This is a genomic window from Burkholderia paludis (assembly GCF_000732615.1).
In the GTDB taxonomy this organism is placed as follows: domain Bacteria; phylum Pseudomonadota; class Gammaproteobacteria; order Burkholderiales; family Burkholderiaceae; genus Burkholderia; species Burkholderia paludis.
The window spans coordinates 1-20,827 of record NZ_JPGL01000091.1; the positions used below are offsets into that span (position 1 = coordinate 1).

Annotated in this window: 20 protein-coding genes; 15 read left to right on the forward strand and 5 right to left on the reverse strand. The window is 68.2% G+C overall.

Annotated features, from left to right (window positions below; genetic code table 11):
- Positions 1 to 378 precede the first annotated feature (378 nt).
- The 3 genes from GQ56_RS0136260 (at position 379) to GQ56_RS0136270 (ending at position 4,358) form a co-directional block, all read left to right on the forward strand.
- Entirely contained in the window at positions 379 to 1,326 is a 948-nt protein-coding gene (locus tag GQ56_RS0136260) for an aldo/keto reductase (RefSeq protein ID WP_031403296.1), read from the forward strand.
- 344 nt (positions 1,327 to 1,670) lie between these two features.
- Positions 1,671 to 2,639, forward strand: coding sequence for a helix-turn-helix domain-containing protein (locus GQ56_RS0136265; RefSeq protein WP_031403297.1), 969 nt, complete (start codon positions 1,671 to 1,673; stop codon positions 2,637 to 2,639).
- A gap of 153 nt (positions 2,640 to 2,792) precedes the next feature.
- Positions 2,793 to 4,358 carry a GMC family oxidoreductase gene (locus GQ56_RS0136270; RefSeq protein ID WP_031403298.1) on the forward strand — a complete coding sequence of 522 codons (1,566 nt, stop codon included), beginning with the start codon at positions 2,793 to 2,795 and terminating at the stop codon, positions 4,356 to 4,358.
- A gap of 95 nt (positions 4,359 to 4,453) precedes the next feature.
- On the opposite strand, the gene GQ56_RS0136275 is transcribed toward GQ56_RS0136270, so the two are convergent.
- On the reverse strand, positions 4,454 to 5,434 hold the full coding sequence (locus GQ56_RS0136275) for a helix-turn-helix domain-containing protein (RefSeq protein WP_031403299.1): 981 nt from the start codon (positions 5,432 to 5,434) through the stop codon (positions 4,454 to 4,456).
- Between the two features lie 178 nt (positions 5,435 to 5,612).
- Here GQ56_RS0136275 and GQ56_RS0136280 point away from each other — a divergent pair, with 178 nt between their 5' ends.
- The 5 genes from GQ56_RS0136280 (at position 5,613) to GQ56_RS0136300 (ending at position 10,528) form a co-directional block, all read left to right on the forward strand.
- A complete protein-coding gene (locus tag GQ56_RS0136280) occupies positions 5,613 to 6,146 on the forward strand; it encodes a 2,4'-dihydroxyacetophenone dioxygenase family protein (protein ID WP_031403300.1) in 534 nt (177 codons plus the stop codon).
- A gap of 18 nt (positions 6,147 to 6,164) precedes the next feature.
- Positions 6,165 to 7,463 (forward strand): MFS transporter, encoded by a 1,299-nt coding sequence (locus tag GQ56_RS0136285; protein ID WP_031403301.1) that lies wholly within the window; start codon positions 6,165 to 6,167, stop codon positions 7,461 to 7,463.
- Between the two features lies 1 nt (position 7,464).
- Entirely contained in the window at positions 7,465 to 8,586 is a 1,122-nt protein-coding gene (locus GQ56_RS0136290; RefSeq protein ID WP_031403302.1) for a 2,3-butanediol dehydrogenase, read from the forward strand.
- Positions 8,564 to 9,286, forward strand: coding sequence for an SDR family NAD(P)-dependent oxidoreductase (locus GQ56_RS0136295; RefSeq protein WP_031403303.1), 723 nt, complete (start codon positions 8,564 to 8,566; stop codon positions 9,284 to 9,286). The genes GQ56_RS0136290 and GQ56_RS0136295 overlap by 23 nt, the downstream gene beginning before the upstream one ends.
- Positions 9,287 to 9,436: 150 nt before the next feature.
- Complete coding sequence (locus GQ56_RS0136300) at positions 9,437 to 10,528, forward strand: porin (protein ID WP_031403304.1); 1,092 nt, start codon at positions 9,437 to 9,439, stop codon at positions 10,526 to 10,528.
- Between the two features lie 114 nt (positions 10,529 to 10,642).
- Here GQ56_RS0136300 and GQ56_RS0136305 read toward each other — a convergent pair whose 3' ends face one another.
- Positions 10,643 to 12,130 carry an aldehyde dehydrogenase family protein gene (locus GQ56_RS0136305; RefSeq protein ID WP_031403305.1) on the reverse strand — a complete coding sequence of 496 codons (1,488 nt, stop codon included), beginning with the start codon at positions 12,128 to 12,130 and terminating at the stop codon, positions 10,643 to 10,645.
- A 388-nt stretch (positions 12,131 to 12,518) separates the two neighbouring features.
- On the opposite strand from GQ56_RS0136305, the gene GQ56_RS0136310 reads away from it, so the two are divergent.
- Positions 12,519 to 13,469, forward strand: coding sequence for a helix-turn-helix domain-containing protein (locus tag GQ56_RS0136310; protein WP_031403306.1), 951 nt, complete (start codon positions 12,519 to 12,521; stop codon positions 13,467 to 13,469).
- A gap of 170 nt (positions 13,470 to 13,639) precedes the next feature.
- Positions 13,640 to 14,179 carry a cytochrome b gene (locus tag GQ56_RS0136315; protein WP_031403307.1) on the forward strand — a complete coding sequence of 180 codons (540 nt, stop codon included), beginning with the start codon at positions 13,640 to 13,642 and terminating at the stop codon, positions 14,177 to 14,179.
- A gap of 27 nt (positions 14,180 to 14,206) precedes the next feature.
- Here the strand turns inward: GQ56_RS0136315 and GQ56_RS0136320 are convergent, their stop codons facing one another.
- Positions 14,207 to 14,401 carry a hypothetical protein gene (locus GQ56_RS0136320; protein ID WP_031403308.1) on the reverse strand — a complete coding sequence of 65 codons (195 nt, stop codon included), beginning with the start codon at positions 14,399 to 14,401 and terminating at the stop codon, positions 14,207 to 14,209.
- A gap of 274 nt (positions 14,402 to 14,675) precedes the next feature.
- Entirely contained in the window at positions 14,676 to 16,166 is a 1,491-nt protein-coding gene (gene ansP / locus GQ56_RS0136325) for an L-asparagine permease (RefSeq protein ID WP_031403309.1), read from the reverse strand.
- Positions 16,167 to 16,845: 679 nt separating this feature from the next.
- On the opposite strand from ansP, the gene GQ56_RS0136330 reads away from it, so the two are divergent.
- From GQ56_RS0136330 to GQ56_RS0136340, 3 genes are all read left to right on the forward strand, one after another.
- Entirely contained in the window at positions 16,846 to 17,544 is a 699-nt protein-coding gene (locus GQ56_RS0136330; RefSeq protein ID WP_031403310.1) for a PadR family transcriptional regulator, read from the forward strand.
- Positions 17,545 to 17,582: 38 nt separating this feature from the next.
- The gene (locus GQ56_RS0136335; RefSeq protein WP_031403311.1) at positions 17,583 to 18,404 is read left to right on the forward strand and encodes a siderophore-interacting protein; all 822 of its coding nucleotides are present in this window, start codon (positions 17,583 to 17,585) and stop codon (positions 18,402 to 18,404) included.
- Positions 18,405 to 18,583: 179 nt separating this feature from the next.
- The gene (locus GQ56_RS0136340; RefSeq protein ID WP_031403312.1) at positions 18,584 to 18,808 is read left to right on the forward strand and encodes a hypothetical protein; all 225 of its coding nucleotides are present in this window, start codon (positions 18,584 to 18,586) and stop codon (positions 18,806 to 18,808) included.
- Between the two features lie 31 nt (positions 18,809 to 18,839).
- On the opposite strand, the gene GQ56_RS0136345 is transcribed toward GQ56_RS0136340, so the two are convergent.
- A complete protein-coding gene (locus GQ56_RS0136345) occupies positions 18,840 to 19,421 on the reverse strand; it encodes an undecaprenyl-diphosphatase (protein ID WP_031403313.1) in 582 nt (193 codons plus the stop codon).
- A 444-nt stretch (positions 19,422 to 19,865) separates the two neighbouring features.
- Here GQ56_RS0136345 and GQ56_RS0136350 point away from each other — a divergent pair, with 444 nt between their 5' ends.
- The gene (locus GQ56_RS0136350) at positions 19,866 to 20,606 is read left to right on the forward strand and encodes an acetoacetate decarboxylase (RefSeq protein WP_031403314.1); all 741 of its coding nucleotides are present in this window, start codon (positions 19,866 to 19,868) and stop codon (positions 20,604 to 20,606) included.
- Positions 20,607 to 20,658: 52 nt separating this feature from the next.
- A partial coding sequence (locus GQ56_RS0136355; protein WP_031403315.1) for an SDR family NAD(P)-dependent oxidoreductase occupies positions 20,659 to 20,827 on the forward strand: 169 nt, incomplete at its 3' end.

The window sequence follows — 20,827 nt, forward strand, 5'->3', positions numbered from 1 at the left end:
CCTGTGCTTCTTTTTTTTTTGCGGCCGCGGCCCCCCCGGATACCACCCCCTCGCTTTTCGTCGCCAGCGTCAGAGGTTTAAAAGACACCGCCGCTCCCGCTTCCCCGTCGCAAACACCGCCGCAAAAATCCGCGCCCGATCGAACGCAGGCATCCGAAACGATCGGATAACGGACGAAACGTCCGCCATCTGCCGCGTACCGCACGCGATCGCGCCGGCACGCCGGCGCGCCGCCTGCACGAATCGGAACGATCAGCGAGAATGTCCGGCGTCCCGCGACAACGGCGCCACGTCACAGCGCAATCCGTCGTCCCGCCGTGGTCGCGTCGGCCCATCCCGCAGTTCCATTCCGTCACCCCGCAGTTATCGGAGCAGAACATGGCACTACGCACCCTCGGCACGTCGACCCTGCAGGTTTCGCCGCTCGCGTTCGGCGGCAACGTCTTCGGCTGGACCGTCGACGAGAACACATCGTTTTCGCTGCTCGACGCGCTCGCCGACACCGGCATCAACTTCATCGACACCGCCGACGTCTATTCGGCCTGGGTACCCGGCAACAGCGGCGGCGAATCGGAGACGATCGTCGGCAAGTGGCTCAAGCGTTCGGGCAAGCGCGAGCAGGTCGTGATCGCGACCAAGGTCGGCCTGCTAGCGGCCCGCGCGGGCCTCACGAAGGACAACATCCTGAAGGCCGCCGACGATTCGCTGCGCCGCCTGCAGACGGACTACATCGACCTGTATTTCTCGCACCGCGATCTCGCCGATACGGCCCCGCTCGAGGAAACGCTCGGCGCGTACCAGGCGCTGATCGACGCCGGCAAGGTGCGCATCATCGGCGCCTCGAACTACAGCGGCGCGCGGCTGCGCGAAGCCGCCGACATCAGCCGGCGCGACGGGCTGCCCGCCTACCAGGTCATCCAGCCCGAGTACAACCTGATCGACCGCGCCGGCTACGAGCACGATCTCGAACCGGTCGTGCGCGACCTGAAGCTCGGTGTCGTCAACTACTACGCGCTCGCGAGCGGCTTCCTGTCGGGCAAGTACCGCAGCGAGGCCGACCTGAAGAAGAGCGTGCGCGGCGATCGCGTCGCCGGCTATCTCGACGCACGCGGCCTGCGCATCCTCGCGGCGCTCGACGCCGTGTCGGCGAAGCACGGCACGCAGCCGGCCGCAATCGCCCTCGCGTGGCAGATCGCGCGGCCGACGATCACCGCGCCGATCGCGAGCGCGACGTCGCTCGCACAGCTCGAATCGCTCGGCGAAGCGATCCGCGTGCAACTCGATCAGGACGATATCCGCGTGATCGACGAGGCAAGCGCGACGTAAGCCCGATGGCGGCGGGCCGGCCCCGGGGCCGCGCCCACCCGGCGGTTCCGCCGCAACCCGCCCCGCGGACAGCGTGACGGGCAAGACATTTCCCCCGGGCCGCCGTCTTCTTCGACGCAAACCGGCGACGCCTGCCCGCTTCCCGTCACGCCCCTACCCGAAAACCGCCCGCATGTTTTGACTGGCGCGGCCACTTCCGTTGACCCGGACGGACATCGATCGCGGAAGCAGCCGCAACGCCCCAAGGCAAGCGGATCGCGGCCCCGCCCCGGTCTTTCACCGATTGACCGCGCCGTTCGACGTGCCCGAGACTGCGCCGCTCGGGCGGTCATTGGGAGAACGTCATGCCGGACACCAGCACGGAGATCGCGACGATCTCGACGCGCGCCGTGCGCGGCCACGAACGCGTCGACTTCTGGGTCGACCATGTCGCACGCACGCTCGTACGGATCGAATGCAGCGGCAAATCGTCGGAGGGCATCGACGCGACGCTGCGCAGGCGCGATCTCGGGCTGTTCGGCGCATGCGACATCGTCGCGAACCGGCACGCGGTCGTGCGCACGCCGCACAACATCCATGCGGACCAGCGCGACGCCGTGTTCATCTGCCTGATGCACGCCGGGCAGGGCTATACGTTCCAGGACGTCGACTGCATGCAGCATGCGCCGGGCGACCTCGTGCTGTACGACACGTCGATGCCGTACGGTCACGGCTTCCCCGCCGACATGGCGATGACCGTGCTCGACGTGCCGCGCGACGTGTTCGAGGCACGCGTCGGCCCGTGGCGCTATCGCAGCCTCGTCAAGATCGATCGCGGCGACGGCGTGACGTCGTGGGCCGTGCGGCAGGTGTACGCGCTGCTCGCCGCGCCGCAGGAGCCGATGCCCGACGCGCGGGAACGGCGCGCCGCCGCGATCCTCGATCTCGTGCAGTCGATGCTGCGGCTGCGCGACGGCGACGCATCGCCGACGAAGTCGACCGTCCACACGCTGTCGCGCGCGAAGGCGTTCATCGACAGCCATCTCGCCGACGACGACCTCGACAGCCAGTCGGTGAGCCGCGCGATCAACCTGTCTCCGCGCCAGCTCGCGCGCGTGTTCGAGATCGAAGGGATGCCGCTCACGCGCTACATCCTCGCGCGGCGGCTCGAACGCTGCCGCGCCGACCTGCGCGACCGGTCGCTGAAGCACCTGACGGTCAGCGAGATCGCGTTCCGCTGGGGCTTCAACAACAGCGCGCACTTCAGCCGCAGCTATCGCGCCCGCTTTGGCGAGACGCCGAGCGAATCGCGCGCGCCGGCCCCCGCGCAATAGCCCGACGCGCGCGGGCCCGCTCCCCGCCGCCGTGTCCCTGCGAGGCAAGCACGGTGTCCGTCCCGGTCAAATGGGGCCGCATTGCGGTCGCTAAGCTGGCTTCCTGCGCGGCGGCACTCGTTTCGCCGCCCGACAGCAAGGAGAAGAAGCGGGATGGAGACGTACGACCACATCGTCGTCGGCGGCGGTTCGGCCGGCTGCACGGTCGCGCACCGGCTGGTGAAGGCCGGCAGGCGCGTACTGCTGCTCGAGGACGGCCCGAAGGACGACAGCCTGTTCATCCGGATTCCGGCGACGTTCATCCGCGTGCTCGGCACGCGGCGCACCGTCACGTTCGAGAGCGAGCCGCAACCCGGCGCGGCCGGACGCACGACCTACGTGCCGCAGGGCCGCACGCTCGGCGGCGGCAGTTCGGTCAATGCGATGCTGTACGTGCGCGGCACCCGCGACGACTACGACGACTGGGCCGCGCTCGGCTGCACCGGCTGGGGCTGGGACGACGTGCTGCCGGCGTTCAGGCGCGCGGAATCGCACCAGCGGCTTTCGGAGCCATTCCACGGCACCGACGGGCCGCTGAAAGTGGGCGACACGCGCTTCCGGCATCCGCTGAGCCTCGCGTTCGTGAAGGCCGCGCAGGAAACCGGCATCGCCTACAACGACGACTTCAACGGCGCCGCGCAGCACGGCGCCGGCTTCTACCACACGACGATCTTCGACGGGCAGCGCGGCAGCACCGCCGCCACCTACCTCGCCGACGCGATCGGCGATCCGAACCTGCGCGTCCTGACCGGCTGCCGCGTGACGCGCGTCCGGTTCGACGGCCGGCGCGCGACCGGCGTCGAATGGTGCACCGAAAGCGGCGCGACGGGGGCGGCCGCCGCGCGCGCCGACGTGGTACTCGCGGCCGGTGCGCTGAGCACCCCGAAACTCCTGATGCTGTCCGGCATCGGGCCCGGCGCGCACCTGCATGCGCACGGCATCGACGTGCTGCACGACAGCCGCGACGTCGGCGCGAATTACCAGGATCACCTAGAAGTCTCGATCTACGGCCGCAGCCACGCGCCGATCAGCCTGCTGGGCGAGGATCGCGGGTTGAAGGCGCTGCGGCACGGGCTGCAGTGGATGCTGTGCCGCACGGGCCTGCTCACGTCGAACGTCGTCGAGTCGGGCGCGTTCGTCGACACCACCGGCAGCGGCCGCCCGGACATCCAGTTCCACGTGCTGCCGACGCTCGTCGGCGACGTCGATCGCGCGCCGCTGCCCGGCCACGGCCTGTCGATCAACCCGTGCCTGCTCAGGCCGCGCTCGCGCGGCTCCGTGCAACTGCGCGCAAGCGATCCGGCCGCGCCGATCCGGTTCGACAGCGGTGCGCTGTCCGACCCGGCGGACGTCGAAGGCCTCGTGCGCGGCGTCGCGCTCGCCCGGCAAATCATGCGGGCGCCGTCGCTCGCGCGCATCGTTCAGGAGGCCGAGACGCTGACTGATGCGGCGCTGTCCGACTACGTGCGGCAGCGCGCGAAAACCGTCTATCACCCGGCGGGAACCTGCCGCATGGGCAGCGACGACCATGCGGTCGTCACGCCGCGCCTCGCGGTGCGCGGCGTCGACGGGTTGCGGATCTGCGATGCGTCGGTGATGCCGCGCATCGTGTCCGGCAACACGAACGCGCCGACGATCATGATCGCGGAGCGCTGCGCCGAGTTCATGCTCGCGGAATGACGCGGCGTGCGTAAGCGCGCGGTGCGCCGCACGGCGCCGAACATGCAAACGGCGCGCCAGCCGCGCGCCGCCGCACCACACCGCCGGCGGCCGGATCAGTTCCCGGCCGCGCGCGCCGCATCGCGCAGCGCCATCGGCGACGCGCCGTAGCGCTCGCGAATCGCGCGGCTGAAGTGCGCCTGGCTCGAGAACCCCCAGCGAAACGCGATCTCGCCGATGCTCGTCTTGCGCAGCCGCGCATCGGTCAGCTCGCGATGCGCATGCGACAGCCGCTCCGACCAGATGTGCTGCGTAATCGACTCGCCTTCGGCCGCGAACAGCCGCCCCAGATGGCGCAGCGACAGCCCGACCGCATCGGCGACGGCCTGCGGCCCGAGTTCCGGCTCGCCGAGATGCGTCGCGATGTACTGCTTCGCGGTCAGCAGGTAGGACAGCGACGCGCGCGAGGCGCCCGCGCCGTTGACTTCCGCGTCGATGAGCTCCGCGATCAGCGTGCGCGTGTGTTCGGCGAACCGCGCGGCGTCGCGCTCGACGGGCGCCTTCATGAACCGCTCGACGCTCGCGCGCAACGTCGCGCCGAGCATCGCGCCCGCGCCGGGCTTCGGCGCGATCCGCAGCGGCAGCGCGGCCAGTTCCGTATCGAGCCGGTCGTCGAACGACGCGATCGGGATATCGATCAGCAACTGCCGCATCGGCGTCAGGAATCCGAACAGATAGGGCACGCGCGTGTCGTAGACGACCACGTCGCCCGCTTCCGCGAGCAGGCACCGGTCGCGCTGGATGAAATACGCGCGACCGCTCACGATCTGGCACGCGAACAGCGACTCCTTCGGCAACTGGCGCACCAGCGCGGGGCTGCGCTCGATCACGTGATCCCGGCCGCTGATGTCGGCAATGCCGAGGCCCGGCAGCGCGATGTCGGTCTTCTCGACCTCCAGCCCGGCCGGCGACAGCGACGAGCAGCGCAGGCCGACCAGCGTCGCCGCATTGAACGCATCCCAATAGGCCATCCTGTCGCGCGCCGGCACGTCGGCCGTCGAGCCTCGCGTGCATGAAAAAACGGTCGAATTCGTCACGTCGCCTCCTGCTGGCGCCTGTCGTGCGGAGCGGCACGGTTTGGGGGATGGTTCGTCTGGATTTTGGTGCGATGCAATGTCCGGCGCGGTCAAGCAATTCGTCCAGCCCAGTCAAGAGCGGCGCACACCGGCTGGCTAAAGTCGAGCCCACGACAACCCATACACCAGGAGACAACCCGTGGTCGACAAAGCCGTAGCCGAATTCTGGCAAAACGTCCCGCCGATTGCCAATCCGTTCAAGCCCGATGCGCTGCCGGAAGCCTATATCGAGAACGCGGCCACCGACGACGAGCGCTATTACGTTCCGTTCACCGAAACGGTTTCGTCGCGGCCGCTGTGGATCTCGCCGTCGCAGAACAAATGGTGCGACATCCTGATGGCCAGGAAAGCCGGGCTCGTGAACCGGCACTATCACCCGCATGAAGTCTTCGCGTACACGCTGTCCGGCAAATGGGGCTACCTGGAACACGAATGGACCGCGACGCGCGGCGATTTCGTCTACGAGACGCCGGGCGAGGGCCACACGCTGGTCGCGTTCGATCACCCCGAGCCGATGCGCGCGTTCTTCATCGTCAAGGGGCCGCTGATCTGGCTCGACGACGCAGGCAACCCCGACGGCTACTTCGACGTGCATTCGTACATCGCGATGTGCAAGGCGCACTACGAGAAGGTCGGCCTCGGCGCGCAGGCGATCGAGAAACTGTTCCGCTGACGCGCGACGAGGCTCATCATGACATCCTCCCCCCGTACCGCATGGACGTATGAGAACAGGCTGCTGCTGATCCTGTTCATGACGTTCGGCTTCGTGTTCTTCGACCGCCTCGCGCTGTCGTTCCTGTTCCCGTTCATGTCGGCCGAGCTGCACCTGACCAACGCGCAGCTCGGCATGGTGTCGTCCGCGCTCGCGCTCACGTGGGCGCTGTCCGGCGCCGCGACGGGCGCGTGGTCCGACGCGCGCGGCACGCGCAAGCCGCTGCTGGTCGCGGCCGTGCTCGGCTTTTCCGTGTGCTCGGCGTTGTCGGGGCTCGTCGGCGGCTTCGCGAGCCTGATCGCGTTCCGCGCGCTGATGGGCATCGCCGAAGGCCCCGTGCTGCCGCTGTCGCAGTCGCTGATGGTCGAGAGCTCCACGCCCAGCCGTCGCGGGCTGAACATGGGCCTGCTGCAAGGCTCGGCCGCCGGCCTGCTCGGCGCGATGATCGGCCCGCCGGTCGTCATCGGCATCGCGACCGCGTACGGCTGGCGCGAGGCGTTCTACGTGTCGTGCATTCCGGGCTTCCTGATCGCGTTCTGCATCTGGCGCTGGGTGCGCGAAGTGCCGCCCGGCGGCGTGCGGCACGTGCAGGCCGACACGGCCGCCGCGCCGGCCGCGAGCGGCGCGGCGATCAGCCGCTGGGCGCTGCTGAAGGAACGCAACATCCTGCTGTGCATGCTGATCAGCTGCTTCTTCCTCACGTGGTTCATCGTGATCATCTCGTTCGCGCCGGTATTCCTCGTCGAAAGCCGCCACCTGTCGCCCGCCGACATGGGCGTCGTGATGACCTGCCTCGGCGCCGCGTGGGTGTTCTGGGGCTTCGCGGTGCCGGCGATCTCCGACCGGATCGGCCGCAAGCCGACGATGATCCTGTTCGCGCTGATCGCCGCCGCCTGCCCCATCGCGATGCTTCACGCGAATTCGCTGGGCGCGCTCTGCGCGCTCGTGCTCGCGACCTACACGGGGCTCGGCTGCTTCACGCTGTTCATGGCGACCATCCCGGCCGAAACCGTGCCGCCGCGCGCGATCGCCAGCGCGCTCGGGCTGATCATGGGCGCGGGCGAGCTGATCGGCGGCTTCGTCGCGCCGACCGTCGCCGGCTTCGCGGCGGACAAGTACGGCCTGCAGTTCACGATGTGGACGTCGGCCGGCGGCGCGATCCTCGCGTGCGTGCTGTCGTTCGGGCTCGTCGAGACCGCGCCCGCCGTGCTGCGCAAGCGCGCACTCGCCGGCGCGGCCGCGAACCGTCTCGATACGCAGAACCTCGGAGGCCGATGACATGCGCGCCCTTCAATGGCATGGCCCGCGCGACGTCCGTCTCGTGGATATCGACGTGCCCCGCGTCGGCCCCGGCGAGGTACGCATCGCGGTCGCATATTGCGGCATCTGCGGCAGCGACCTGCACGAATACGCGGACGGCCCGCACGCCATCCCGGTCGACACGCCGCATCCGCTGTCGCGGCGCACCGCGCCGCTGACGCTCGGCCACGAGTTCTGCGGCACCGTCGTCGAGGTCGGCGAAGGCGTGACGGCGCTGAACCCGGGCGACTGCGTCGCCGTCGAGCCCGAGTACCGCTGCAGCCAGTGCGCGTACTGCCGCTCGGGGTCGTACAACCTGTGCGTGTCGATGGGCTTCGCCGGGCTGATGGGCGACGGCGGGATGGCCGATTTCGCGGTCGTGCCGTCGTACATGCTGCACCGGCTGCCGGACGGCGTCAGCCTCGAGCAGGCCGCCGTGATGGAGCCCGCCGCCGTCGCGCTGCACGCGTTGCGCCGCGCCGAGCTCCGGCTCGGCGACACGTGCGCGGTATTCGGGCTCGGGCCGATCGGCCTGCTGCTGATCCAGCTCGCGAAGCTGCAGGGCGCGACGACCATCGTCGCGGTCGACGTGTCGCCCGAACGCCTCGCGGCCGCCGCGCGCTTCGGCGCGACGCATACGTTCAACGCGCGCTCGCTCGACGCGGCCGTGCTGCGCGACGCGATCCACGCGGCGTCGGGCGGGCTCGGCGTCGACGCAAGCTTCGAGGCGGCCGGACTGCCGGCCACGTTCGAAGCGGCGATGCACGCGCTGCGCAAGGGCGGCCGCGTCGTGATGGTCGGCCTGATGCCGCATGCCGGCTTCGACGCGTTCCGCGCGGTCAACGACGAGCTGACCTTCACCGCGAGCGTCGGCTACCGGCATGCGTATCAGGACCTGCTGCGCATCGTCGCGTCGGGCGCGCTCGACCTCACGTCGATCGTCACGCGCACCGTGTCGCTCGAAGATGCCGTCGCCGACGGCTTCGATGCGCTGCTCGCCGACCGCACGCAGATCAAGATCCTCGTTTCACCCGCGCAACGGCCGGCCCGGCGCGCGCACACCACAGGGAGCATCGAGCATGAGTCGTCAGTGGACGTTTGAGGGCTGCTCCGTCGTCGTGACGGGCGGCACGTCGGGTATCGGCGCGCGCACCGCGTTGCGATTCGCGCAGGCGGGCGCGTCGGTCCTCGCGCTCGGGCTCGATGCAGCCGGCCCGCACGCGCCCGTGCATGCGGACATCCGCTGCGTGGAACTCGACGTGTCCGACGGCGACGCGCTGACGCGCGCCATCGCCGCGCTGCCGCGGCTCGACGTGCTCGTCAACGGCGTCGGCATCAGCCGGCACGCGGACGAATACCGGATGGACCAGTTCGAGCGCGTGCTGAACGTGAACCTGACGTCGGTGATGCGCGCCTCCGACGCCGCGCGGCCAGCCCTGTCGGCGCATGGCGGCAGCATCGTCAACATCGCGTCGATGTACACGTACTTCGGCAGCAAGGATCGCCCCGCATACAGCGCGAGCAAGGGCGGCGTCGCACAACTCACGCGCTCGCTCGCGCAGGCGTGGGCCGACAGCGGCATCCGCGTGAACGCGGTCGCGCCCGGCTGGATCGACACGCCGCTCAGCGCCGACCTGATGGCCGACGCGCAGGCGTCGCGGCGCATCCTCGAGCGCACGCCGCTCGCACGCTGGGGCACGACCGACGAAGTCGCGGAAGTGATCCTGTTTCTGTGCTCGCCCGGCGCATCGTTCGTGACCGGCGCGGTCGTGCCGGTGGACGGCGGGTACTCGACGGTCTAGCGCGGCGCGCGCGGGGCATCGGCGGGCGAATGCCCCCGCACCGATGCCCCGCGCGCACGCCGGTTCCCGCGCCCGGCCCTGTTCATATCAATCAGTAGTCCCATCAAAAATATCCGACTCGATCGGAAACATGTGAGGAGCACTTTGGAGATGACGAAAAAGACTTTACTGGCGCTCGCGGCCTGCACGATTCCGGCTGCGGCGTTCGCACAGAGCAGCGTGACGATGTTCGGGCTGATGGACGCCGGCATCAGCTACGTCAGCAACGAGGGCGGCCACGGCAATCCGAAATTCGACGACAACATCTTCTTTCCGAACCTGCTCGGCTTCGAAGGCAAGGAGGATCTCGGCGCGGGCACGCGCGCGATCTTCCGGCTCGTCAACCAGTATTCGCTCGGCAACGGCTCGATCATCGGCGGCGGGCTGTTCGCGCGGCAGGCCTACGTCGGGCTGGAAAACGACCGCTACGGCAAGCTCACGCTCGGCAACCAGTACGAGTTCATGGTCGATTCGCTGGCCGCGAGCGGCAACGAGATCGCGCAGGATCTCGTCGGCCTGTACGGCTTCCGGAACGGACCGTTCGACAAGCTCGCGCTGCCGAACAACCCGACCGGCGCATTCGACTGGGATCGCGTCGCGGGCAGCAACCGCGTCGCGAATTCGGTCAAGTACACGAGCCCGTCGCTGTCGGGCCTGACCTTCGGCGCGCTGTACGGCTTCGGGAACGTCGCGGGCTCGATCGGCGCGAACAACACGGTCAGCGTCGGCGCGAGCTACGACAACGGCCCGTTCGGCGCGGGCGCGGCCTATACGAACGAGAAATACGGCGCGGCGGACGGATTGCCGGCCACCAGCGTGCGCAACTGGGGCGCGGGCATGCACTACACGCTCGGCACGATCACCGGGAAGGCGCTCTTCACGACCGTGCGCAACGCGCAGAACGGCGCGGGCGTCTGGTCGGCGGAAGCCGGCGCGTCGTGGCATCCGTCGCCCGCCTGGGTGGTCGGCGCGAGCTACACGTACATGAAGGGCAACGACACGCTCGACAACGCGCACGCGCAGCAGTTTCTCGCCGCCGTCCAGTACTGGCTGTCGAAGCGCACGATGGTGTACGTGGCCGGCGTGCATCAGCGCGCCAGCCACGGCAGCAACGCGCAGATCAACGGCGTGATGGACGCCGACGGCGCGTCGAGCGGCGCGCTGCAGTCGATCGCGCGGATCGGGTTCAGCACCCGGTTCTGACGCGGCATGAGGCGCCGGCCGCGACGCCGGCCGGCGCAATCGGCCCGGTTCGCGCCCGGCCGACTGCGCCGGTGCGTTGCCGTGTGTTCGCGCGGCAACGCACCTGTACTGCACTCAGAACCGGATCGTGACCGACTTCGGCTCCGTATAGGCGTCGATGAACGCCGATCCGTATTCACGACCGACCCCGGACCCTTTCGCGCCGCCGAACGGCACGGCCGGGTCGACCAGCGTATGCATGTTCACCCACACCGTGCCGGCCTCGATGCGCGGCACATGGCGCAGCGCCTTCGCGAGATCGTTCGTCCACAGGCTCGCGGTCAGTCCGAACGGCGTGTCGTTCATCATCGCGAGGAGTTCCTCCTCGTCGTCGAACGGCACGAACGCGCCGACCGGCCCGAACACTTCCTTGCGGTACACGCTCGATTGCAGCGACTTCGGCACGATGAGCGTCGGCTTCACGTAGAAGCCGTCGCGCGCGTATGCCGTGCCGCCCGTGACGATCTCGTCGCCTTCCGCCCGCGCCTGCGTGAACGCGTCGAGACACTTGCGGAAGTGCGGCCCGTTGCAGACCGGGCCGATCATCCCCGCGTCGTCCATCGGGTCGGACGGCTGGAACTGGTCGAGGCGCGCCTTCAGCTTCCCGACCACCTCGTCGAATTGCGACCGATGCACGAAGAAGCGCTCCGCCGACGCGCAGATCTGCCCGCTGTGCAGGAACCCGGCTTCGACGACGCCGTCGAGAATCTTCTCGACCGGCGTATCCGGCAGAAACGCGGCCGCGTTCTTGCCGCCCAGCTCGAGCGTGACGCGCGTGAAGTTCGCGTCGACGGCCGCCTCGCCGACCACGCGGCCGGTCGGCGCCGAGCCCGTGAACGAGACCTTCGCGACGCGCGGATCCCCGATGACCTTGCCGCCGATCCTGCCCGTCCCGTTGATCACGTTCAGCGTGCCCGGCGGCAGCCCGGCCTCGGTGCCGAGCTCGGCGATGCGCAGCATGGTGAGCGGCGTGAATTCCGACGACTTGATCAGCACCGTATTGCCGGTCGCGAGCGCCGCACCGAATTTCCATACGGGAATCATCACCGGGAAATTCCACGGGATGATGCCGAAGACGACGCCCAGCGGCTCGCGCAGCGTGAACGACGTGTACCGTTCGCCGTTCATGCTCGGAAACGACGGCGCCAGCGTTTCGCCCGCGATCTTGGTGGCCCAGCCCGCGTAATAGCGCAACCAGCGCGCGGACCACGCCACCTCGATCATGCGCGACACCCCGATGAGCTTGCCCGATTGCGCGGTCTCGATCTGCGCGATCTCCTCGCCGTGCGCTTCGATGAGATCGGCGAACCGCAACAGGATGCGTTCGCGGTCGGCCGGCGTCGTGCCGGCCCACGCGCCGCGAAACGCGCGATGCGACGAAGCGAGCGCCGCGTCGATCTCGTCGTCGGTCGCCTGCGCGACGGAGCCGATGACCTGGCGCGTCGCCGGGTTCACGACTTCGATAAGTTCGCCGCCGCCCGCCACCGCGCGACCGTCGATGTATTGGCCATGCCCGCGCGCGAGAAACTCACGGACTTCGCCCAGCATCTGTACCAGTGCCATCTGTCCTACCTCCGGATAACGATTGAGATGAAAAGCCGGTCGGGCCGCCTTCGCGGGCCGGGTCGCGCGACTCCCCCCGTCGACGTCCCGCCGGCCGGGCCGGCCGGTGACGATCTCGTCGACCGTGCTGCGGGAGCGTCTGGCCTGCCCCCGACGTCGTCGGGGCGGCGTATCGGCTCGCGGTATCGCGGCGGAAATCGCCGCGGCGAACGCCCGCTGCGCGCGAACGGCAGTCGGCCACGTTCCGATTCTAGGAGCGCGTCGCGCGCGCCCATCGGCGCTCCGTGCACGCTTTTGGGCTCAGCGTGCAGAACGGCGCGGCGGCCGTACGGGCCCCGGCCGTTTGCATTACGCTTGATGCGTTTCCGGCACCTTTCCTCTTCCGGTCATGACACATGAACTCGTCGTCAGCGCCAGCAACGGCAGCGCCAACCTGCGAGAACTCGTCGCGGACAGTTTCCTGCCGCTGGTCTTCCAGGACACCGGCCCGCTGTTCCGGATGTCGGTGCGCGTCGCGGCGGTGGGCGGGCTGCGCCTGGCGGAGGTGGACACGACGGCGGTCCGGGTGGATCGCGATCGCGCGCTGGCCGCGCGTACCGACAGCGACTGCTACAAGATCCTGTTCCAGATCGCCGGACAAAGCCGCGTCACGCAGCGCAACACGACGTCGACCGTCGCGCCCGGCGAATGGGTGATCTACGACGCGACCCAGCCGTACCGGATCGAATCCGCGCACGCGTCGCGGTTCGTCGCCGCGCTCACGCCGCCGCGCAGCAGCACGATGTGGCGCTGGTTCGTGGAGCGTGCGGGCGTCCGGGTTCGCCAGACCGTCGGCAATGCGCGGCTGGCGCTCCAGTCCATCCATTACCTGATGGACGGGCAGGTCCAGAACGATCCGGAGAGCCTGTTCGGCTTCGAGCAGTCGACGCTGATGCTGCTCGATTCGGTGATCCGCCGCGAAGCCGGCGATTCGCTCTCCGGCGCCGACGCGCGCAGTGCCGCGCTGCGGATGAATGCCGAAATCCACCTCGCGCATCACTGTCACGAGCCGGACCTGTCGCCGGACCGGCTCGCCAGCGCATTGAACGTATCGCGGCGCACGCTTTACAGCGCGCTCGCCGCGACCGGCCAGACCCCGCAGAGCCTGATCCAGGAATACCGGCTGCAGGCGAGCCGGCGCGCGCTGGAGGATCCGGCGGACGCCAACCGGAATCTGCTGGAGCTGGCGATCGCATGCGGCTTCACGGACATCACGCATTTCGGGCGCGCGTTCAAGGCGCGGTTCGGATGCAGCCCGGGCGCTTACCGGCTCGCGCGCCGCACCGGCTCGACGGCCTGACGCGCCGTCTCCGGCGGCCCCGTGCGGCACGGCGGCCAAAAAATCGCCCCTGACGCAACACGCAGCGGGAATAAAACCGGCGGGACGCCGGTATACCGGACGTCGCCACGCCGTTCGCCGCACCGGACGCGCGGGCGCGCGACGCCCCACCCGATATTGCGAGACCGCTCATGTCACAGCCCAACCACGCCGCCTACACGCGCTTCGCGATCGCCATGCACTGGTCGGTCGCGATCCTGATCCTGTCGAACCTGTCGCTCGGGCTCTACATGGATACGTTTCCGCACAATTCGCCGTCGTTCAACGGCATCCTGTTCTATCACGCGTCGATCGGCAGCCTGATCTTCGCGCTGACCGTGCCGCGCCTCGTATGGCGCGCGACGCACACGCCGCCGCCGCTGCCCGGCAGCGTGCCGGCGTGGCAGGCGCGGATCGCCGGCGCCCTGCACGGCGTGCTGTACCTGCTGCTGTTCCTCGTGCCGCTGACGGGCTACGTGCACCGCCTCGCGGGCGCGCATCCGGTCAGCTTCTTCGGCCTCGCGGATCTGCCGATGCTCGTCGGCCGCGACGAACCGTTGCGACTCCTGACCGACACGCTGCATCGCGCGCTGGTACTGACGCTGGGCTTGCTGCTGGCCCTGCATGTCGCGGCCGCGCTGAAGCACAAGTTCGTCGATCGTGACGGCGTCGCCGGGCGGATGGGAATCTGAGCGTGACCGGTCGGCCGGCGGCGGCGTTCAGGCGCCCCCGGCCGCCTTGCCGGGATCGGCACAGGGAATCGGCGAGCCTGAATTCAGGATGCGCGCCCGCGCCTCGGCGACGATGCGCAGGGATTCGCGGATGAATCCGTCATCCGCTGTCACTTCGATGAACAGTGCGTCGGCGCGTTTGCGCCGGTCTTGGCGGGGATTGTGCGGCAGGATGAACGTCATTCGGATTTTCAAAGGTGCGGGGCAGGGAGCGCCGCTCCCGATGGAGCGACTCCCCTCTGATCCGCGTCTGCATGGCATGCGCCCGAAGGCTCGCGCAGACTATCGCCACTGCGCCGGCAAACCACAACCTCTGCACTCCGGAATTGACGATCCTTGACATGTCCGGCGTCTCCCGCGCGGACGATCGCGGGCCATGCGACGGCGCACGGTCGACGCAGGCTGCGCGGGAGCGTACCGGCATCGGGCCGGCGGCCGCCCCCGGGCATGCGCCGTCTCAACTGTCGTCTTTCTCGAGCACGTTCTGCGTGAGCGCGACCGACGGAATGGTCGGCTTGAGCGACGTGCGGTGCGCACGGCCGCTCAGCCACTTCCAGCCGGCCACGAGCAGCAACGCCACCAGCGGGATCGACGCGATCGTCCACGTGCCGTTCGGGTAGTCGAACGCCATCAGGACCAGCACGCCGAACAGGAACAGCAGCGTCAGCCACGACGTCACGGGTGCGCCGGGCATCCTGAACGACACGTCTTCCACTTCGCCGCGCCTGACCGCCGCACGGAATTTCATCTGGCAGACGACGATGAACGCCCACGTGCTGATGATGCCGAGCGACGCGATGTTCAGCACGATCTCGAACACGCTCGACGGCACCAGATAGTTGAGCAGCACGCCGACCACGTAGATCGCGACCGTCACGAGGATGCCCGCGTACGGCACGGATTGCCCGCTCATCCGCCCGAGGAAGGCGGGCGCCGAGCCGCCCATCGACAGCGAACGCAGCACGCGGCCGGTCGAGTACAGCCCCGAGTTGAGGCTCGACAGCGCGGCCGTCAACACCACCAGGTTCATCACCGAGCCGATGCCGGGAACGCCGAGCGCGCCGAAGAACGTCACGAACGGGCTTTGTCCCGCCTTGTACGCGCTCCACGGCAGCAGGCAGACGAGCAGCACGACCGATGCGACGTAGAAAACGGCGATGCGCCAGATCACGTTGTTGATCGCGCGCGGCAGCACCTTGCGCGCGTCCTTGCATTCGCCGGCGGCCGTGCCGACCAGCTCGACGCCCGCGAACGCGAACACCACGCCCTGCACCAGCACCAGCGCCGGCATCAGTCCGTGCGGGAAGAACCCGCCGTTGTCGGTGATCAGGTGCATGCCCGTGTCGTGGCCCGCGACGTGCCCGCCGGTGCCGAGAATCACGCTGCCGACCACGAGGAACAGCACGATCGCGGCGACCTTGATCAGCGCGAACCAGAACTCCATCTCGGCGAACCACTTCACGCCGATCAGGTTCATCGTCGCGACGATGCAGAGCGCGACGAGCGCGAAGATCCACTGCGGCACGGCGGAGAACGGCGCCCAGTAATGCATGTAGAGCGCGACCGCGGTGATGTCGACGATCCCGGTCATCGCCCAGTTCAGGAAATACATCCACCCGGCGACGAACGATGCTTTCTCGCCGAGGAATTCGCGCGCATACGACACGAAGCTGCCGCTGCTCGGCCGATGCATCACGAGTTCGCCGAGCGCGCGCAGGATCAGGAAGGAAAAGACGCCGCACACCAGATAGACGATCGCGAGCGCCGGCCCGGCGGCCTGCAGGCGTGCGCCCGCGCCGAGAAACAGGCCGGTCCCGATCGCGCCGCCGATCGCGATCATCTGTACCTGTCGATTGCCGAGGGTCTTGTGATAACCGGCTTCGTGGGATTCGAGCCAGTTCCGTTTGCTGGTGTCGCCGGTCGGCGCGGGTTCGGGAATCGATGCCATGACTGCATCCTCATGTGCTTGCGTGATGTCGTTCGGACCCTGTCGCGATCCGGGCTCGCCGGCGCCTGCGGCCACGCAACGCGGGATCGTGCCGCGTATCGGGCCGTTGCCCGCCCGATACGACGAGCGGCACCGTCAATCGCGAACGTATGCAGCCGTAATTCCGTTCACAAACGCTATGCAAATTTCGACTTATCGGTACGCGAATCGCGCATGCGATACGCCGGCGAAAGCGTTTTGAAATACGCGATTCGCCGGGGAGGCCGCGAGGCGGGCTCGGTTTTTTGCGGGAGGAGATCGTCTTCGGGATGAAGGTGCCGTCGTGTCGGGCAAAGCGTTGCGCGATGCGAGCCGGACACGGGCAGGCTGCTTGCAAAGCGCACGGGCCGGTGGTGTCACGCATTCCGGGTTCAAGGCGGGGCGAGATTCGGACGAGGGTCGAACGAATCGGTCATCGCGAAGGATTACGAACTGGTTGGCGGAAGCGTTCCGGTCGCGAGCAGGTCGGATAGAGGAAGAGGACTGCCCCCATATCGGAAGTCGATACGCGAGAGAACGCTCACGTTCATGGGGACCCTGCAACCACCTCCCCCACCATCCAACCCCCAATAATTCCCCTTGACGCCCTATCTTTCGATATATATCTTTAGATATGTTTTACGACATATAGGACACGATCATGCGACACAACTACTTCCGCGGCCATGCCCGATGCGACGGTCATGGTGCGCATGCCCGTTCTGACTGGTTCGCCGGTCTCTGGCACGCGATCGGCCGCCATCGTCGCGGTCACGACATGTTCGGCGGCGGCCGGGGCGGTCGCGGCGGCTTCGGCGATTTCGGCGACGACGGCATGCCGCGCGGCCGCCAGTTCAGCTCCGACGATCTCCAGTTGCTGCTGCTTGCGCTGGTCGCCGAACAGCCGAGCCACGGCTACGAACTGATCAAGGCGCTCGACACGCGTTCGAACGGCTTCTACAGCCCCAGCCCCGGCATGGTGTATCCGGCCCTCACGTATCTCGAGGAAGGCGGCTTCGTCGCGTCGCAGGCGGAAGGCAACCGCAAGCGCTATGCACTGACCGACGCCGGCCAGGCGCATCTCGACTCGCAACGCGAACGCGTCGACACGCTGTTCGCACGCCTCACGTATCTCGCGCGCCGGATGGATTTCATGCGTCGCGCGTTTGCCGGCGAATCGGCGGGCTACGACGCACCGGACGAATCGCAGGCCGGCTGGCTGCCCGAATTCGTCGAGGCGCGCCTGGCACTCAAGCGCGCGCTGCTGCACAAGAGCGGCGCCGACGCGGATGAACAACGGCGCATCGCGGCCATCATGCGCCGCGCGGTTGCCGATATCGAAGGCGGCGCCGGCGCGTAATCCGCGCCGGGCTTCCCCTACCCAAGGAGAACGGATCGATGCAGAACACCTCCGAGCGCACCGTGACCCGCGTGCGCCACACCCTCAAGTTCCGCCTGCTGCAAGTCCTGCGCGTACACGCCGTGACGCCGCACCTGCTGCGCGTCACACTCGGCGGCCCCGATCTCGCGGATTTCGAATCCGCGTCGTTCGACGATCACGTGAAGGTATTTTTCCCGCCGCCCGGCGCCGAGCGCCCCGCGATGCCGACACTCGGCGCGAACGGCCCCGAGTTTCCGGAAGGCGAACCGAGGCCGGTCGCGCGCGACTTCACGCCGCGCCGCTTCGACCGCGCCGCCCGCGAACTCGATCTCGAATTCGTGCTGAACCATCCGGGCCCCGCATCGCAGTGGGCCTCGCAGGCACGCGTCGGCCAATGGCTCGGCGTCGGCGGCCCGCGCGGTTCGTTCGTCGTCCCGACCGGTTTCGACTGGCATCTGCTGATCGGCGACGATACGGCGCTGCCGGCCGTCGCGCGACGTCTCGCGGAGTTGCCGGCCGGCTCGCGCGCGGCCGTCGTGCTGGAAGTCGCGGATCGCACCGCGCAGATCGCGTTCGACACGCACGCCGACGTGCATGAAATCTGGCGCTTCCGCGCCGAGGCCGACACGGAAAAAGGAGACGTGCTGCTGAATGCCGTGCGCGACCTGCCGCTTCCGCAATCCGGCGAAGGCTATGTCTGGGCGGCCGGCGAAGCGCAGTCGATGCGGGCGGTGCGCCAGCACCTGACCGGCGAGCGCGGCATCGACAAGTCGCGCATCCGCGCGGCGGCCTACTGGAAGCGCGGCGCGGCGGCCGTGCACGAAGCGCTGGAAGACTGACGCAGCCGGGCACCCGGCGCCGGGCGTGCGGTGCACGCCCCCGGCCCGTCGGCCGGAGATGCGGCCGGAACACCGGTGCGCCGGCCGGCCTGGCATCGTTGTCGCGGCTGGTATATATCTGTGTGAGCGGCGCCGCTGTCGCACGACAGCCGCCGCAGTCCGCCCAGGAGCGCCCGGTCATGACAAAAGCAAGCCACGCTTCGCCTTTCCTTCGCAACCTGAAGATCGTCGGCTATTGCAGCCTCGCCGCAGTGGTACTCGCGCTGTTCGTCGCGATGTGCGCGATCCTGAAGGACAGCGCCCTCGACCGCGACGCCGCGCAGCACCCGGCCGATACGCCCGAACTGCACGATGCGGGCGGCAACCCGTCCGCACCGGCCGAATCGGCCAGGACACCCGGCTGACAGCGTCCTGCCCGATCCTTCTTCCTTCCGCTTACGGTGCGTGGCGACGCCCCATGACGATCGCATGCACCGAATCGCCGAGCCGCTCGAGCGGTGCGGTCACGCGCTGCCCGTACAGGTGCGCGGCGAGCGCGCCGGCCGTGCCGGCCAGCACGCCGCCCATCATGTCGAACGGCCAGTGCACCCCCGCATAGACACGCCCCCACGCAATCGCCACGGCCAGCGCGGCCATCACGAGCCCGGTCAGGCGCGTCGTGCCGCCGAGCATCAGGCCGATCGCCATGCTCCACGCGAACGTCATGTGGTCGCTCGGAAACGAGCTGTCGGGCGAGTGCGGGATCAGTTGCGTGCCCACGCCGGCCATGAACGGGCGCGGCGAGAACCAGAAATGCCCGATGACCTGCGCGAGCGCGAGCGCCACGCACACGCCGACGCCGGCTTCGATCGCCTGACGTCGCGCCGGGCGCTCGCCGAACATCCACGTCAGCAGCAGCATCGCGGGCAGCGCGTAGACGAGCCAGTCGGCGGCGAAGATGGCAAGGCGGGCGACGCCCGGCTGCGGCGCAACCCCGGCGTTGATGGCGGAAAAGAGGGTGAGATTGAGGTTCTGCATGAGTCCGGTTGCGTGAAGCGTAAAAAGTCGGCCGGCTGCCCGGCCCGGTACGAGCGATGCCGGGACGCCTCCGCATCGGGCGATGCCCGCTGCGGCAGCCATGCAGGACGAATCCCGCAGCGGCGAACGCACTTAGAGCTCCCGCGGCAACACTAGTTCACACAATTGTCACATTTACGCGCGACTGCTTCCCGTAAATACTCACCCCACATCCCGAAAAAGCTCACCTTTTTCACATCGCGGTGTCATTCACGCGTGCGAACATCGGGCGGCCACATGCCGTCCGGTCCGCTTTCATCATTCATCTCAATATTTACGTCGCGAATTCTTCGAAATCGGCAACAATTAATTCCACATGCGGCATCGCACAACGGCAACGCACAGGCATAGGATTACGAGCTTACGAGCACTCATCCACGAAGCGATCAACAACAAGGAGTCCGCATGAAACCCAGCGATGTCCGATCGAAAGCGTTTGCGATGCCGTTGACCAGCCCTGCCTTCCCGATGGGCCCGTACCGATTCGTCGATCGTGAATTCCTGATCATCACGTATCGCACCGATCCCGACCGTCTCCGCGAAATCGTCCCCGAGCCGCTGCAGATCACCGAGCCGCTCGTGCATTACGAATTCATTCGCATGGCCGATTCGACCGGCTTCGGCGATTACACCGAAAGCGGCCAGGTGATCCCGGTCGAATACAACGGCCAGCCGGGCGGCTACACGCTCGCGATGTATCTCGACGATCACCCGCCGATCGCCGGCGGCCGCGAGCTGTGGGGCTTCCCGAAGAAACTCGCGTCGCCCACGCTGCACGTGAACACCGATCACCTGCTCGGCACGCTCGACTACGGCAAGGTGCGCGTCGCGACCGGCACGATGGGCTACAAGCACAAGGAGCTCGACATCGACGAGCAGACGAAGCGTCTCGCCGGCCCCAATTTCCTGCTGAAGATCATTCCGCATGTCGACGGCACCGCGCGCGTATGCGAACTGGTGCGCTACTACATGCAGGACATCAAGATGAAAGGCGCGTGGACGGGCCCCGCATCGCTCGAGCTGGCGCCGCACGCGCTCGCGCCGGTGGCCGACCTGCCGGTGCTCGAAATCGTCGAGGCCCGCCACCTCGTCGCAGATTTGACACTGGGCCTCGGCGAAGTCGTCTACGATTACCTGGCCAAGTAACGCGTCCGCAGTCCTTTCTCCCTGTCAATCCTTTCACCACGGGAATTCGAACATGAGCAACCTGAATGGCAAGACCGCAGTCGTCACGGGCGCCGCAAGCGGCATCGGCAAGGAAATCGCCCTCGAGCTCGCGAAGGCGGGCGCGGCGGTGGCGATCGCCGACCTGAACCAGGACGGCGCGAACGCGGTCGCCGACGAGATCGTCAAGGCGGGCGGCAAGG

Coding starts and splice junctions, on each gene's coding strand:
- GQ56_RS0136260 (WP_031403296.1), top strand. CDS start 379: ATGGCACTACGCACCCTCGGCACGTCGACCCTGCAGGTTTCGCCGCTC.
- GQ56_RS0136265 (WP_031403297.1), top strand. CDS start 1,671: ATGCCGGACACCAGCACGGAGATCGCGACGATCTCGACGCGCGCCGTG.
- GQ56_RS0136270 (WP_031403298.1), top strand. CDS start 2,793: ATGGAGACGTACGACCACATCGTCGTCGGCGGCGGTTCGGCCGGCTGC.
- GQ56_RS0136285 (WP_031403301.1), top strand. CDS start 6,165: ATGACATCCTCCCCCCGTACCGCATGGACGTATGAGAACAGGCTGCTG.
- GQ56_RS0136290 (WP_031403302.1), top strand. CDS start 7,465: ATGCGCGCCCTTCAATGGCATGGCCCGCGCGACGTCCGTCTCGTGGAT.
- GQ56_RS0136295 (WP_031403303.1), top strand. CDS start 8,564: ATGAGTCGTCAGTGGACGTTTGAGGGCTGCTCCGTCGTCGTGACGGGC.
- GQ56_RS0136300 (WP_031403304.1), top strand. CDS start 9,437: ATGACGAAAAAGACTTTACTGGCGCTCGCGGCCTGCACGATTCCGGCT.
- GQ56_RS0136305 (WP_031403305.1), bottom strand. CDS start 12,130: ATGGCACTGGTACAGATGCTGGGCGAAGTCCGTGAGTTTCTCGCGCGC.
- GQ56_RS0136310 (WP_031403306.1), top strand. CDS start 12,519: ATGACACATGAACTCGTCGTCAGCGCCAGCAACGGCAGCGCCAACCTG.
- GQ56_RS0136315 (WP_031403307.1), top strand. CDS start 13,640: ATGTCACAGCCCAACCACGCCGCCTACACGCGCTTCGCGATCGCCATG.
- GQ56_RS0136320 (WP_031403308.1), bottom strand. CDS start 14,401: ATGACGTTCATCCTGCCGCACAATCCCCGCCAAGACCGGCGCAAACGC.
- ansP (WP_031403309.1), bottom strand. CDS start 16,166: ATGGCATCGATTCCCGAACCCGCGCCGACCGGCGACACCAGCAAACGG.
- GQ56_RS0136330 (WP_031403310.1), top strand. CDS start 16,846: ATGCGACACAACTACTTCCGCGGCCATGCCCGATGCGACGGTCATGGT.
- GQ56_RS0136335 (WP_031403311.1), top strand. CDS start 17,583: ATGCAGAACACCTCCGAGCGCACCGTGACCCGCGTGCGCCACACCCTC.
- GQ56_RS0136340 (WP_031403312.1), top strand. CDS start 18,584: ATGACAAAAGCAAGCCACGCTTCGCCTTTCCTTCGCAACCTGAAGATC.
- GQ56_RS0136345 (WP_031403313.1), bottom strand. CDS start 19,421: ATGCAGAACCTCAATCTCACCCTCTTTTCCGCCATCAACGCCGGGGTT.
- GQ56_RS0136350 (WP_031403314.1), top strand. CDS start 19,866: ATGAAACCCAGCGATGTCCGATCGAAAGCGTTTGCGATGCCGTTGACC.